Here is a 12952-nt window from a genome sequence, read left to right on the forward strand (position 1 = left end):
AATATCGAATTAATGAGCACGAAAGAGACGGCCTCAGGCCGCCTTTCCCTCTTCCCCGGCGCAGGACGATTCGATGCAGCATTCCTCCGTAAGGAAGCCGATGAGGCTCTCCATGGCGGGATAATGCGCCCGGCAGATCAGCGTCGTTCCCTGCCGCTCCTGCGTCACGAGCCCGGTCGAGATCAGCCGGTGCAGGTGGTGCGACAGGGTGGAGGCCGCAATCCCTAGCCTTTCCTGCAGGCGGCCGACCGGCAATCCCGCGCCGCCCGCGCGCACCAGCGTGCGATAGACCTCGAGCCTGGTGGGATTGCCCAGCGCCTCGAGTTGCCGGGCCGCTTCTTCGATTTTCATGGAAATAGGCTATGCTTCGGACAGAGCCGCGTCAACAGCTATTTCGATGGAGATCGAAATTCAATGGCGATCGCGGCGCGCCCCTATCCCCTGGATGGGTCACTCGGGTTGGCCGTCCGCACCGAAGGACTGCAGATAGGCCGTGAGATCCCTGACCTCCTGCTCGTTCCTGATGCCGGCGAAGACCATCTTCGTTCCCTTGATCGTGCCGCGAGGATCCTTGATGTAGGTCGCGAACGTCTCTTCGGTCCACGTGATCCCGGATCGCTTGTTGGCCGGCGAGTATGTGTAGCCCTCGACGGAGCCTGCGGTGCGGCCGAACAGCCCGTTGAGCTCCGGGCCGATCTTGTTGGGCGCGTTCGGCCCGACTGCGTGGCATGCGGTGCATTTGTTGAAGACGCGTTTTCCCGCCTGCGCATCCTGCGCGAGGGCGAGGCGGGGGACCAGGAGAAACATGGCGGCGAACGCGAGCGTGAGCAGTCTTGTCATCGGGAGCCTGTGCTTCAAGGGACCGGAAGGCGCGATATGCCCGCCTGAGCGACGGGCACGAAGAAGCCCACGGGTGCCGAAGCGCCCGTGGGCCGCGAAGTTGCGGGAGGATCAGGCCGGGCTCGCCGGATATTCCGGCGACTTGAAGGACAGATGCCGGACACCCTCCGGAGCATCCGCGATCTTGCGGATGTTGCCCCAGGTCTGTTTGTAGTTGGGGATGATGAACTCGTTGACGCCGGCCGAGACCACGTTTCCCTGCACGCCGGCGGGATAGGCGAAGAGCATGAACGCCTGTTTGCGGCGCGCCGTCGGGGTCGGATAGGCCATCGCCTGGGTCGAGCCGTTGTCGTTATAGACCTCGACGAGGTCGCCTTCCTTCAGCGTGAGCTCCGCCATGTCATCCGGGTTCATCTCGATGAAGGGATAGGGCCAGCGGTCCATGACGAACTCGTTCTCGACGTCGAGATAGGCGCTCTGCCACACGTCGTTGGTGCGGCCGTTGTTGATGAGGAAGGCGAACTTCTCCCTCTCGGCCTCCTTTCCGGCCGCCTGGAGGCCGCGCCATACGGTCTCCATGAACTGCGCCTTGCCGTCGGGCCGGCTGAACTTGCCGTCGGCATAGAGCCGCTTGGTGCCGACGATCCGGCCGTTCTCGACGGCCACCGCCGGCTCCTGGAAGCCGTTGGTGCCCATCGCCCGCAGCCGCTCGTAGGTGACGAACGCGCCGCCTTTCTCATGGGCGTGGTAGCCGTCCATGAAGGCGTCTTCCTCGCTCTTCCAGTCGAAGCCCTTGAACTTGTCGGCGACCTCCGCCTTGCCCGCGGCGCGGAAGACGCGTTCGAGATGGTTGGCGAGCCGCGCCGCGATCAGGCAGTCGGGCATCGCCTGGCCCGGCGGGTCCATGTAGCGCTCGGTGAGCCGCATGCGCCGCTCGCCGTTCATGGAGGTGAGGTTCATCTCGCCGGAGGTCGCCGCCGGCAGGATGACGTGGGCCGCCTCGCCGATCTTCGTCGGCACGATGTCGACGTCGACGCTGAACAGTCCGCCCTGCCGGATGGCGCCCATGATCGCGGCGACCATCGCCTCCCGATCACCGTAGGGGACGGAATTCATGGCGTCCTTCACGAGATCGGTGCGCTTCTTGTAGACGCGCTTGAACTCCATGGCGTTGAGCGTCGTCTTATAATGATCGCAGGCCCAGACGTGATGGACGCCGCCGCCCCCCTCGATGAGAAGCTTGTCGACATAGGCCGCCGGCCGGCCGACATGGGCATCCGACGGGCGTGAATAGCCCTCCTGGTGGCCGCCCATGCGCACGCAGCCGCCGCCCGGCCGCCCGATGTTGCCGGTGGCGAGGGCAAGGTTCACCAGTGCGCCATTGGTGCGGTAGTTGTCGTTGCCCCAGATCAGCCCCTTCTCGTAGGCGAACATCGTGCGCCGGCGGGCTCCGCCCTCCTTGGGCCCGGCGATCCATTCCGCCGCCCGGACGATATCCTCTGCGGCCAGGCCCGTGATCTGCGCCGCCTCCCCGACTGTCATCCTGTTCGCCGCCAGCGCCTTGTCGAAATCGCTCGTCGAGGCATCGATGAAGGCTTTGTCCGTCCATCCCTTCTCGGCGACGTGGGTCAGGAGCGCGTTGAACAGCGCAAGGTCGGTGCCCGAGTTGATGGCAAGATGCAGGACGTTGTCCTTGCCCGCCTCCACCTCGCAGGCATTGACCGTGACCGTGCGGCGGGGGTCGACGATGATGATCCGCGCGCGATCCACCGGCTCGTTGCCGAACTCGGCCTGCTTCTTGGCGAGCGACGTGCCGCGCAGGTTCGGCACCCAGTGGTTGAGGAAATAGTTGGTCTGCGTCTCGAGCGCATTGGTTCCGACGGCGACGATCGTGTCGGCGAGTTCGGCATCCTCGTAGCAGTTGTTGAGTTCGCCGACGCCCATGTCGCGGCTGGCGTGGACCTCCGAATTATAGGCGGGCCGGTTGTGGATGCGGATGTTCTTCACCTTCATGGCGCCGAAATAGAGCTTGCCGGTGCCCCAGGTGTTCTCGTAGCCGCCGCCGGCGCCGCCGTGGTCGAAGGCCGAGACGAAGAGCCCGTCCTCTCCCTGCTCGTCGATGACGGCGGCGGTGACGCGCGCCACGAGGTCGAGCGCATCGTCCCAGCTCGTGGGCTGCAGTTGCCCGTAGCGCCAGACGAGCGGATCGGTGAGCCGTTGCAGTTGCGTGTTGCGCTGGCGCGAATAGCTCATCTCCGCCATGCGCGCCCCGCGCACGGAGCCGAGGCCGGAATTGACGACGCACTCCTTGTCCGGCTTGATGACGAGATGGACGTCCCGCCCGTCCTGCCGGACGATGTTGTACATCGACGGCGCGTACCAGGCGGCGGTCTCCGCCTCCTGCTGCGCGGCGAGATCGACGCCGAACTTGTTCTCGGACGCAGCCGTGCCGCCTTCGTAGCGGGCATCCCAGCTGTAGGCCTTGTAGCCGCAGCCGACGATGCAGTAGTGGCAGACGACGTTGTGTTCCTTGGCATCGGCCGGGATGATGGGCAGCCGGCCGATCTGACGCTTGTAGGCCATTCTCCCCTCCCTCACAGCACGTTCGACAGGCGGCCGTAGATGAGCTCGTCGACGCCCTCGGCGTAGATGTCGCCCTTCTCGTCGACGCGCAGCGCGTATTGCGGCAGGTTCTGGGTCGCGTGGCCCCAGATCTGCTGCCCGCCGCGCTCGCAGTCGAAGCGGGAATAATGACCGGGGCAGTTGAGCGTCCTGTCGGAGGCGTCGTAAGCCATCGGGAAACCCTTGTGCGGGCACAGGGTGGTGAAGCCGACGATGTCACCGTCGGGGCCGACGCCGGTCGGCACGCGCGTGCCGAGCTTGATGAGGACACCCGGCGCATCGTCGTCCGGATAGGCGACGTCGAAGGGCTCGTTCACCTTGAGATCGCTCACATTGGCGAGCCGGTTCGGCGGATAGTTAACGAGCGCGGCGCCGGGGGCCGCCTTCGCCTCCTGCGGCAGCACCGTCGCAGCCGCAGCCCCCGCCGTCATGGCGCCCGCCCCGGTCAGGAAGCGCCGCCGGCCCACGTCGATCAACCTGTCGCATCTTTTCATGGCTGTCCCCTCCCGCAGGGAATCATCGTCCCGGAGGGGCCTTGCAGGACGCGGGCCAGAGCGAGAATTTCTTAAATATCAATCTGGTAACGAGAAAAGGCGCAGACGGCATTCCACCGCGTGTCCGGAGTTCCGAACATGGTGCGACGCCGAAGGTTCGGGGCCCCGAACATGCGGGACGCTACTGCACGGCGATGCCGAGGCGCCGCATCTTCTCCCAGAGCGTCGTGCGGCCGATGCCGAGGAGCCGCGCCGCGGCCCCGATCTCGCCGCCGGTTGCGGCGAGCGCACGCACGATGTGCCGGCGCTCGGCCTCGAGCCTCGCATCCTCGAGGGAGCCGAAGCCGGACGGCCCCGGCCCGCCGTATTCCGCCTTGTCGGGAAAGAGGTCGCCCGGCATGAGCCAGGGGCCGAGCGCGAGTGCCATCGCCCGCTCCATGCGGTTGCGCAGCTCGCGGACGTTGCCCGGCCAGGCATGGGCCCGCGCCGCCTCTTCCGCGAGGGCGCTGACGCCCTTGACCGCAGTGTCGTTCAGATCCGTGAATTCAACGAAGAAGCGGTTCATCAGCCAGGGAATGTCGTCGGGCCGGTCCCGCAGCGCGGGCATGCTGACGGTGATGACGTTGATGCGGTAGTAGAGATCCTGCCGGAAGCGCGCCGCTTCGACGAGCGCCGGCAGATCGGCATTGGTCGCCGCGATGATGCGGCCGTCGAAGGCGACCGGCCGCTCGCCGCCGACGCGATGGAAGCTGCGCTCCTCGATGAGACGCAGCAGCTTGGCCTGCAGCTCCGGACGCAATTCGCCGATCTCGTCGAGGAAGAGAACGCCGCCGGCTGTTCGCTCGGCATAGCCGATGTGGCGCTGCACGGCGCCGGTGAAGGCGCCCTTCTCGTGGCCGAAGAGTTCGCTTTCCATCAGGTCGGCCGGAATGGCGGCGCAGTTGACGGCGACGAACGGCTTCGGAGCAGCCTCCGAACGGGCGTGCAGGAAGCGGGCGGCGACATCCTTGCCCGTACCGGTCTCGCCGCAGATGAGGACGGGAGAGGACACGCTGGCAAGGCGGGAGAGTAGCCGCTCGACCTCCCCCATGGCCTGCGATACGCCGAGGACAGGCGTCTCATCGCCCGCGGCGGGGCGGACGAGCTCCGTCAGCCGGACGAGGAAATCGTCGAGATCGAAGGGTTTCGTCACATAATTGGCGGCACCGGCACGCATCAGCCGCACCGCCTGGTCGATGTCGCCGAAACCGGTGATGAACAGGAACGGCGGAGCATCCGGCCTCTGTGCGATCTCGCGAAAGAGGGCCTCCCCGTCGATGTCGGGCAGGCGGATATCGCAGACGACCGCCTGCACGCGGGCGTCGCGCAGTGCGGAGACGGCCTCGCGCCCGCGCTGCCACCAGCGGACGGTGAGACCCTCGAGCGAGAGGCGCTGCACGAGGCTCTCGCCCATGATGGGATCGTCCTCGACGAGCGCGATGGTGGCGGGCTCAAGCGACATCGGACAGCTCCTGCGCGGATCGCAGCGGGATGACGAGGCGGAGCAACGTACCGCCTTCGCCGGGGTGATCGACCTCGATACGCCCGCCAAGCTCGCTCACGAGGCGCCTGGTGGTCCACAGGCCGAGCCCGCCGCCATCGCGCAGCGGCGTCACGGCCATGGGCCCGACGAGAACCTGCGCTGCGGCCTCCGGCAGGCCTGGCCCACGGTCACGCACCGAGGCGACGAAGAGACCGCCGCTCACGCTGGCGTTGAGGACGACGCCGGCCCCCTCGGGCGAGGCGGCCACCGCGTTCAGCAGCAGGTTGAGGATAGCCTGTCGCACCGGCGTGCTCGGCAACGGCAACGTGCCGTCGAGCGCGTTCTCGAGCGTCACGGAGACGGACTTGCGCCGCGCCTCGGGCGCAATCAGCAGCTGAAGGTCGGCGAGGTCGGACGCGACGAGATCGCGCGGCCGTTTCTCCTCGCGGTAGACGGCCAGCGTGGTGCGCACGACGTCGCGCATGCCGACGAGGCCGCGCTCGAGCAGGCCGATGGCATTGGCGCGGACATGCGCAAGATGGCCGTGCGTCCGGAGCGTCGCGAGCGCATTGAAGAGCCCGCCGAGCGGATTGTTGATCTCGTGCGCGAGCGCCGAAGCAAGGCGCCCGAGGCTGCCGAGGCGCTCCTCCTCGGCCAGCTTCTTCACGAGCGTCTCGCGCTCATCCATGGATGCCGCCAAGGCGTTGTAGGCGCGGAAAAGACGGCCGAACTCGCCACGCTGGCGTATGACGACATCCTCGGCGATGGGCACTGCGGAAGCGCCGCGGGCAAGCCCCAGATGGTTGGTGAGGATGGTGACCGGCCGCATCATGCGCGCCACGAGGAGCCAGCCCGCCGTCGCGAGGAGGAGCGTGAGAAGGCCGTTCGTCGCAACGAGCGCGAGCATGACGCTGCGCCGCTCCGCGGCGAGATGGCGCGTGTCGAACACCGCCTCGATGAAGCCGACCGTCTGCCCCGGATAGGACAGCTTGCGCACGGCCGTCGCCGTGTCAGCCCCCGCTTCGAAGCTGAAGCTCTCGGCACCGGCCGCCTGCACGCGCTGGCGCTCCTCGTTCGACGATCCAACGGGATGCCGGCGCGGATCGGAGGCGGCGATCACCCGGCCGTCGGCATGGCTGACGACGGTTTCGAGCGGGCGCAGGCTCCTGTGCAGGTCCCGCGCGCGTTCGATCGCGTCGAAGACTTCCCAGGTATCGTCACGCAGCATGGAAGGCGCGACCGCCGAGGACAGGCCGTCGAGATAGCTCTGGGCCAGATCGCGCAGGTGCCGCTCCTGCGTGTCGGCGAGCCGGGCGAGGACGCGTTCGGAGAGGATGAGGCCGACGAGCACCATCAGGCTGGCGACGGCCAGCGGCACCTTCACCGTGATGGGCCAGGAGCGCGGATCGAGGCGGCTGAGCATCGTTCAGCCCGCCCGCGCCAGAAGGTCGACCTTGGCGGCAATCGCGTCGAACAGGCTCGCCTCCTCGCGGGCAAATCCGTCAAGGCGCAGCATGGCGAGGACCGCGCGTCCGTCGAGGTGCGCCGGCATCGCAAGGAGTGCCTCGGCGAGCTTCGCGAGCCGGATCTCGTCGAGTGGCGTGCGCGGCGCCGCAACGGGCGGAAAGGCGAGCCATTCCGATCGCCGCAGAACGCGCGTGCGCCCCGTCAGCTCGGGCTCGATCTGGGCCATGACCTCATAGACATAGCCGTCGACCGAGCCTGATCCCGCGAGGCCGCTCGCAACAGCGCGGATGACGTTGCGATGGCCGTAGGTGAAGAACGCCCGGGCGAAGAAGCGTTCGGGCCGCAGGCCCATCTCCGCCAGCAGGGCGCGCGTGACGAGGAAGCCGGAATTGGAATCGGGATCGGAGAAGGCGTGAATGCCGCCGGCGAGATCGGAGACGTCACGCGCTTCGCTGTCGCTGCCCACGATGACGTAGGATTGATAGAGCGGTCGCGAGCGCCAGAGCGGGACGGCAACCAGCTGCAGTTCGCTGCGGTGCGTGACGAAAGGATAGCCGCAGATCCACGCCGCATCGATCTGGCGCGTGGTCAGGAGCGCCGTGATCTCCTGGTAGGTCCGCCGCGTGATGAGGCTGACCGGATGGCCGGTGGCACGTTCGAGATAGCCCTGAAGCCGGCCGAGCAGCTCGAGATCGTTGTTGAGGAAGACCGGCGTCAGGCCGAAGCGGATCTGCCCGGCTGGCGCTGCTTCGCCGGCCTGCGCGCCACGCGCCAGGAGGACGGCCGCGGCAGCGGCCAACACCCGTCGACGATCCGGCGAGGCCGAACCTTGCGCGAGCATGTCCCTCCCCCTCGTTCTTGTGATTGTACAAAATGATAGCTCCGACCACGCCAGGCGGAAACCCTGGACAGTGGGCACTTGCGCAGCAGGTCGATGGAGCCTCCCGAGCCGCGGCTGACGATTGAAGGACAATGCTCGGCCGAGACCGCTCTTTTCATGAATTCAGGCCGCCACACTCTCCGCTGACCTTGGAGCGCGCGAGCGCGCGCTGCGGTTACGGGCCCTGAATGGGTATCCTCGATACGCTGACTTCTCCCTGGTTTCGCCCTGAAGAACGGTTCGAGCGGACGGTTGCTGCCGTTCGCCTGGGACGGGCGTGACATGCGCTCCCCATCTCCCAAAGCAGCGACCTGCCATTCCGCCTCGCATCCATGGCGTGTCGCCCGTCCACTTCTCTGCTTTCGCTGTCGGCGGGGGTCCGATAGCCTCTCGTCGCCTTGACTACGAATGCACCGGCCATGAGCACCGCGACCCCCGTACCGGACAGCCTGCATCACCATGCGCGGAGAATGGGCGGGCGCGACCCGCACGAAGCGCATCGTGCGGCAACACCGCTCGAGCTGTTCTTCGACCTGACCTTCGTGACGAGCTTCTCCTTCGCGGCGTCCCGCTACGCTCACGCGCTGGCGGAAGGCCACTACGCCGTCGCCCTGATCGGCTTCGGCTTCGCGAGCTTCGCCATCTGCTGGGCCTGGGTGAATTTCTCGTGGTTCGCCTCGGCCTATGACACGGACGACTGGGTGTTCCGCGTCGCGACCATGGGGCAGATGATCGGAGTGCTCATTTTCGCGGTCGGACTGCCGCCGATGTTCGCCTCCCTCGAGCACGGCGGATATCTCGACAATTCGGTCATGGTGCTCGGCTATGTGATCATGCGCGTTGCCCTGGTCTTCCAGTGGCTGCGCGCCGCCAGCCAGAATCCAGCGCGCCGGCGCGCCTGCCTGACCTATGCGGTCGCGATCTTGATCGCACAGGTCGGCTGGGTTTCGCTCAGCCTCTCGCATTTGACGCTCGGCCCGACCTTCGCCTTCGTCGTCGTTCTCGTCCTGATCGAGCTGGCGGGACCCGTCATCGCCGAGCGCAGGGACGGCGGTACGCCCTGGCACGCCCATCACATCGCGGAGCGTCACGGTCTGTTCGCCATCATCGCTCTCGGCGAGGGCGTCGTCGGCTCAGTCGCCGCGCTGTCGATGGTGGTCGAGGAGCACGGCTGGTCTCTGGATGCGGGACTGGCAGGCCTCGCCGGCACCGGGCTTACCTTCGCCATGTGGTGGGTCTATTTCATCCTGCCCTCGGCGCGAATCCTGCACACGCGACGCGACAAGGCCTTTGGCTGGGGCTACACGCAGATGGTGATCGTCACGTCGATCGTGGCGACGGGGGCCGGTCTTCATGTCGCGGCCAGCTTCATCAAGCACGAGGCTCACATCGGCCCGCTTGCGACCGTGCTCACCGTTGCGGTTCCGATCAGCGTATTCGTCGGTTCCATATACGCGCTCTACAGCTATCTCATGGGCAGGTTCGACCGCTTCCACACCTGGCTTCTGCTCGCGACCGCGGCGGTGGTGGCGCTCGCCGTCATTGCCCCGCTCTCCGGCGTCGATATGGCAGTCTGTCTCGTCATCCTGATGTTCGCGCCCGTCGTCACCGTCGTCGGCTATGAGTTGAGGGGCTATCGCCACCAGCTCGGCGCCTTGGCCCAGGAGGAGGTCAGGCCGGCGGAATAAGCGAACCGATATAGCCAGCTTCGCTGCTTCGTCGTGCAGAAGCCCTCGTGCTGCAGTCCTGTCAGACGTCCAGCCTGCAGGGATCGAGGTCGTGATCGGCCTTTCCTGTCATCGAAGTGCCTCAGATTTGGTCTGTCGATTAGCGACCAGGCCTTTGCAATCCTTCCCATTAGCCCTTTGCGGACGTTGGAAAGAGCCGTAAAAACCATCTCGGCAGGTTCGATCGCTCAACTGTTAGCGACCGCTTCGTCCGCAACAACGACCTATATTCTTCTTCGCCGCTATTTCCGCTTCCGGGCAGACGCAGAGATTACCTCTCGGACCAAAAATTGGGCGCGCAGCCGCCAAGCTCGTCCCTCAGATGAGGGCAGCTTTCCCGGCGCCTTCGCCCTAAGTCTCCCACTCCGCTTCCCTTCCGCGCGCCGCGGAAGCGATTCAGGCCCATAGCTGAGAAAATACAGTCAAAACAAGGAAGCAACCGATGAAGAGACGTCAACTCGGCCCGGACCTTACCGTTTCCGCCGTCGGGCTCGGCTGCATGGGCATGAGCCACGCCTATGGGGGGCAGGACGAGAACGAATCCATCCGCACGCTCCACCGAGCGGTCGACCTTGGGGTCAGCTTCTTCGACACGGCGGAAGTCTATGGCCCCTTCGAAAACGAAATCCTCGTCGGCAAGGCGCTGAAGCCCCACAGGGACAAGGTGGTGATCGCCACCAAGTTCGGCTTCAAGATCGATCCGAGCAAACAGGGGGTGGGCGCCATGGCGGGTGTCGACGGCCGGCCGGAGCACGTCCGCGCGGTGGCCGAGGCATCGCTGAAGCGGCTCGGCGTTGACGTGATCGACCTGTTCTATCAGCACCGCGTGGATCCGCAGGTGCCGATCGAGGACACCGTCGGCGCCATGGCCGACCTTGTGAAGGAGGGCAAGGTGCGCGCTCTCGGTCTTTCGGAGGCGGGAGCTGACATCATCCGCCGGGCCCATGCCGTCCATCCGATCTCCGCGCTTCAAAGCGAATATTCGCTCTGGACGCGTGATCCGGAGGGGGAAGTCCTCGACACCTGTCGCGAGCTGGGTATCGGTTTCGTGCCGTTCAGTCCGCTCGGACGCGGCTTCCTGACGGGCAAATTCCAGAAGCCGGACGATTTTGATGCCGGGGATTTCCGGCGGGCACTGCCTCGCTTCAGTCCGGAGAACATGACCGCCAACGTCGCGCTCGTGAAGTTGCTCGAGCAGATGGCTGCTGACAAAGGGGTGACGGCTGCACAGCTCGCGCTGGCGTGGGTCATGGGCCAGGGAAATTTCATCGTGCCGATCCCCGGCGCCCGGAAGATCGTCCATCTGGAGCAGAACGTCGCCGCAGCGGATATTGCTCTTGCGCCGGAGGAGATCGCCACGCTTGGCAACATGCTGGCGCCGGAAAAGTTCGCCGGCTCACGCTATGGCACTGTCGGCGCATGGGTGAGCAAGAAGTGAGCTGAACGGCGTTCTTGGTCGACGCCATCCAGCCATTCGGCGTGTAGGGCCTTCGTCTTAGCCCTGGCCTGATGATCGAGGCGGGACACTTCGACCTGTTCAAGAATCGATCGCACGGTCAAAACGGCCAGATCAGTGGGACGAGAAAGACCGAGACGACGAAGAACCAGAGCATCAGCGGCAGGCCGAGCTTCCAGTAGTCGCTGAATGCGTAGCCGCCCGGGCCCATGACCATCAGGTTGGTCGGGGTGGCGATCGGGGTCAGGAACGCCGCTGCCGCCGCGACCGCCGTGCTCATCAGCACCGGCTGCGGTGAGATGCCCATGCCGGCCGCGGCTGCAACGCCGATCGGGATGACGATCAGCGCGGTCGCGGTGTTGCTGATCAACTGCCCCATGATGGCGGTCAGGATGAACAACCCGGCGAGCAGGGCCGTCGGGCCCGCGTCGCCGACCATGTAGACGAGGCGTTCGGCCATGAGCTGAGCGGCCCCGGTTTCGACCATCGCCGTGGAGAGCGGCATCATGGCGCCGACGAGGATGACGGTGGTCCAGCTGATCGCCCGATAAGCCTGCTCGACGCTCATGATTCCCGAAAGGACGATTGCGCCGGCGGCCAGCAGCCCGGCGACCGCCGGCGGCACGCTTCCCGTGGCGAGCAGGATGACCATTGCGACGAGAATGGCGACCGCCTGCTTCGCGCCCGGCCCCATGGGCACCGCCTGGCGGCGGACGAGTTCGGGCGAGCTGACCACGAGGACATCCGGGTCGTCGAGGTGGATGTCGAGGGCCTTCCACGTCCCCTGCAGCAGCATGGTGTCGCCGGCCTGCAGCTCCACGCCGCCCGCATCCTTCGTCGTGCCCACTGCGGCGTCCGCACCGGCCCTCTGTACGGCAAGGACGATGAGATCACCGCTCTCGGTCACCATGCCGGGAAAGACCGTCTCACCGATGAGGCCCGAGCGCGGGGGGATCACCACCTCCGCGAGGCCTGATCGGGTGTTGAACAGCGTCTGCGCCCCCTCGCCGTCCTTCGCCTCCTCCCGGAAGGCGAGGTGCTTGTCGGCCGCGAAGGTCGCCGCCGCTTCCGCGTCACCGCGCACCAGCAGGTAGTCGCCCTCGGCGAGCGTCGCCCGGCGCAGAGGCCCCACCGTTGCACCGTCCTGAACGGCGACGAGCTGCAGGCCCGGATAGGCCGACAGATCGACCGCTGCCGCCGCCTGCCCGATGAAGGGCGCCGTCGCGCGTACGCGCATCTGGTAGATGCCGCTGGCGAGCCCGTATTGCTCGACAAGCGTCTTGGCGTGGCGGCTGAAATCCGGCGGCATGGTCGCGCCGTTGCGTTCGGGCAGCAGTCTTTGGCCGAAGAAGATGATGATCGCCATCGTGCCGGCGAGCAGCGGTACGCCGGCGAGAGCAAATTCGAAGAAGCCGAACTCGCCGGCACCGGCATCGGCGCTGGCCTCCGAAACGAGGACGTTCACCGGTGTGCCCGTCAGCGCCAGCATCGACCCGGCGTGGGCAGCGAAGACCAGCGGCATCAGGAGCTGGGAGGAGTACCGCTTCAGGCGAACCGCGATCACGACGACGACGGGGAGCAGCGCGGCAACGGCCCCGTTGACGCTGATGAGGGCGGTCAGCACTGCGACCAGGCTCATCATCAGGACGAAGAGGCGCGTCCTGCTCTCCTCCCCTGCCCCCTTGATGAGCAGCTGTCCCGCCCAGGCCGTGACGCCCGTCATCTCGAGCCCGGAGCTCACGACGAACAGGGAGGCGATGAAGATGACGGCGGGATCGCCCATCCCCCCGAGTGCCTGCGGCAGTGTCAGGACGCCGGTCGCCCACAGTGCGAGCGCCGTCATCATGGAGACGATGACAACCGGGACCTTGTTCGAGACGAAGAGGACGACGGCCAGAGCGACGATCGCGCCGGTGTAAGCTATCGGGCTCAAGCGTTCACCTC

Annotated in this window: 10 protein-coding genes; 2 read left to right on the top strand and 8 right to left on the bottom strand. The window is 66.4% G+C overall.

Annotated elements, in window-relative coordinates; all coding sequences use genetic code 11:
- Positions 1 to 33 precede the first annotated feature (33 nt).
- The 7 genes from AL346_RS18865 to AL346_RS18895 all read right to left on the bottom strand — a co-directional run bounded on the left by AL346_RS18865 (position 34) and on the right by AL346_RS18895 (position 7786).
- Positions 34 to 351, bottom strand: a complete 318-nt coding sequence (locus AL346_RS18865) for a helix-turn-helix transcriptional regulator (RefSeq protein ID WP_019404116.1) — start codon at positions 349 to 351, stop codon at positions 34 to 36.
- A 99-nt stretch (positions 352 to 450) separates the two neighbouring features.
- Positions 451 to 840: a cytochrome c family protein gene (locus AL346_RS18870; protein ID WP_019404117.1), complete on the bottom strand. Its 390-nt coding sequence runs from the start codon at positions 838 to 840 to the stop codon at positions 451 to 453.
- A gap of 111 nt (positions 841 to 951) precedes the next feature.
- Entirely contained in the window at positions 952 to 3423 is a 2472-nt protein-coding gene (locus tag AL346_RS18875) for an arsenate reductase (azurin) large subunit (RefSeq protein WP_019404118.1), read from the bottom strand.
- 11 nt (positions 3424 to 3434) lie between these two features.
- Positions 3435 to 3956, bottom strand: a complete 522-nt coding sequence (locus AL346_RS18880; protein WP_026015471.1) for an arsenate reductase (azurin) small subunit — start codon at positions 3954 to 3956, stop codon at positions 3435 to 3437.
- 181 nt (positions 3957 to 4137) lie between these two features.
- A complete protein-coding gene (locus AL346_RS18885) occupies positions 4138 to 5457 on the bottom strand; it encodes a sigma-54 dependent transcriptional regulator (protein ID WP_019404120.1) in 1320 nt (439 codons plus the stop codon).
- On the bottom strand, positions 5447 to 6901 hold the full coding sequence (locus tag AL346_RS18890) for a sensor histidine kinase (RefSeq protein WP_019404121.1): 1455 nt from the start codon (positions 6899 to 6901) through the stop codon (positions 5447 to 5449). The genes AL346_RS18885 and AL346_RS18890 overlap by 11 nt, the downstream gene beginning before the upstream one ends.
- A gap of 3 nt (positions 6902 to 6904) precedes the next feature.
- Positions 6905 to 7786 (bottom strand): PhnD/SsuA/transferrin family substrate-binding protein, encoded by an 882-nt coding sequence (locus AL346_RS18895; RefSeq protein ID WP_026015472.1) that lies wholly within the window; start codon positions 7784 to 7786, stop codon positions 6905 to 6907.
- Between the two features lie 458 nt (positions 7787 to 8244).
- On the opposite strand from AL346_RS18895, the gene AL346_RS18900 reads away from it, so the two are divergent.
- Both AL346_RS18900 and AL346_RS18905 read left to right on the top strand, forming a co-directional pair.
- Entirely contained in the window at positions 8245 to 9513 is a 1269-nt protein-coding gene (locus tag AL346_RS18900) for a low temperature requirement protein A (RefSeq protein ID WP_197286579.1), read from the top strand.
- Between the two features lie 481 nt (positions 9514 to 9994).
- Entirely contained in the window at positions 9995 to 10990 is a 996-nt protein-coding gene (locus tag AL346_RS18905) for an aldo/keto reductase (RefSeq protein WP_019404124.1), read from the top strand.
- Positions 10991 to 11108: 118 nt separating this feature from the next.
- On the opposite strand, the gene AL346_RS18910 is transcribed toward AL346_RS18905, so the two are convergent.
- Complete coding sequence (locus AL346_RS18910) at positions 11109 to 12941, bottom strand: SLC13 family permease (protein ID WP_019404125.1); 1833 nt, start codon at positions 12939 to 12941, stop codon at positions 11109 to 11111.
- Positions 12942 to 12952 lie beyond the last annotated feature (11 nt).

The organism is Chelatococcus sp. CO-6, assembly GCF_001271345.1.
GTDB lineage: Bacteria > Pseudomonadota > Alphaproteobacteria > Rhizobiales > Beijerinckiaceae > Chelatococcus_A > Chelatococcus_A caeni.

Excerpts from the sequence above, each read along its gene's own strand:
- AL346_RS18865 (WP_019404116.1), bottom strand. The coding sequence starts at position 351 with ATGAAAATCGAAGAAGCGGCCCGGCAACTCGAGGCGCTGGGCAATCCC.
- AL346_RS18870 (WP_019404117.1), bottom strand. The coding sequence starts at position 840 with ATGACAAGACTGCTCACGCTCGCGTTCGCCGCCATGTTTCTCCTGGTC.
- AL346_RS18875 (WP_019404118.1), bottom strand. The coding sequence starts at position 3,423 with ATGGCCTACAAGCGTCAGATCGGCCGGCTGCCCATCATCCCGGCCGAT.
- AL346_RS18880 (WP_026015471.1), bottom strand. The coding sequence starts at position 3,956 with ATGAAAAGATGCGACAGGTTGATCGACGTGGGCCGGCGGCGCTTCCTG.
- AL346_RS18885 (WP_019404120.1), bottom strand. The coding sequence starts at position 5,457 with ATGTCGCTTGAGCCCGCCACCATCGCGCTCGTCGAGGACGATCCCATC.
- AL346_RS18890 (WP_019404121.1), bottom strand. The coding sequence starts at position 6,901 with ATGCTCAGCCGCCTCGATCCGCGCTCCTGGCCCATCACGGTGAAGGTG.
- AL346_RS18895 (WP_026015472.1), bottom strand. The coding sequence starts at position 7,786 with ATGCTCGCGCAAGGTTCGGCCTCGCCGGATCGTCGACGGGTGTTGGCC.
- AL346_RS18900 (WP_197286579.1), top strand. The coding sequence starts at position 8,245 with ATGAGCACCGCGACCCCCGTACCGGACAGCCTGCATCACCATGCGCGG.
- AL346_RS18905 (WP_019404124.1), top strand. The coding sequence starts at position 9,995 with ATGAAGAGACGTCAACTCGGCCCGGACCTTACCGTTTCCGCCGTCGGG.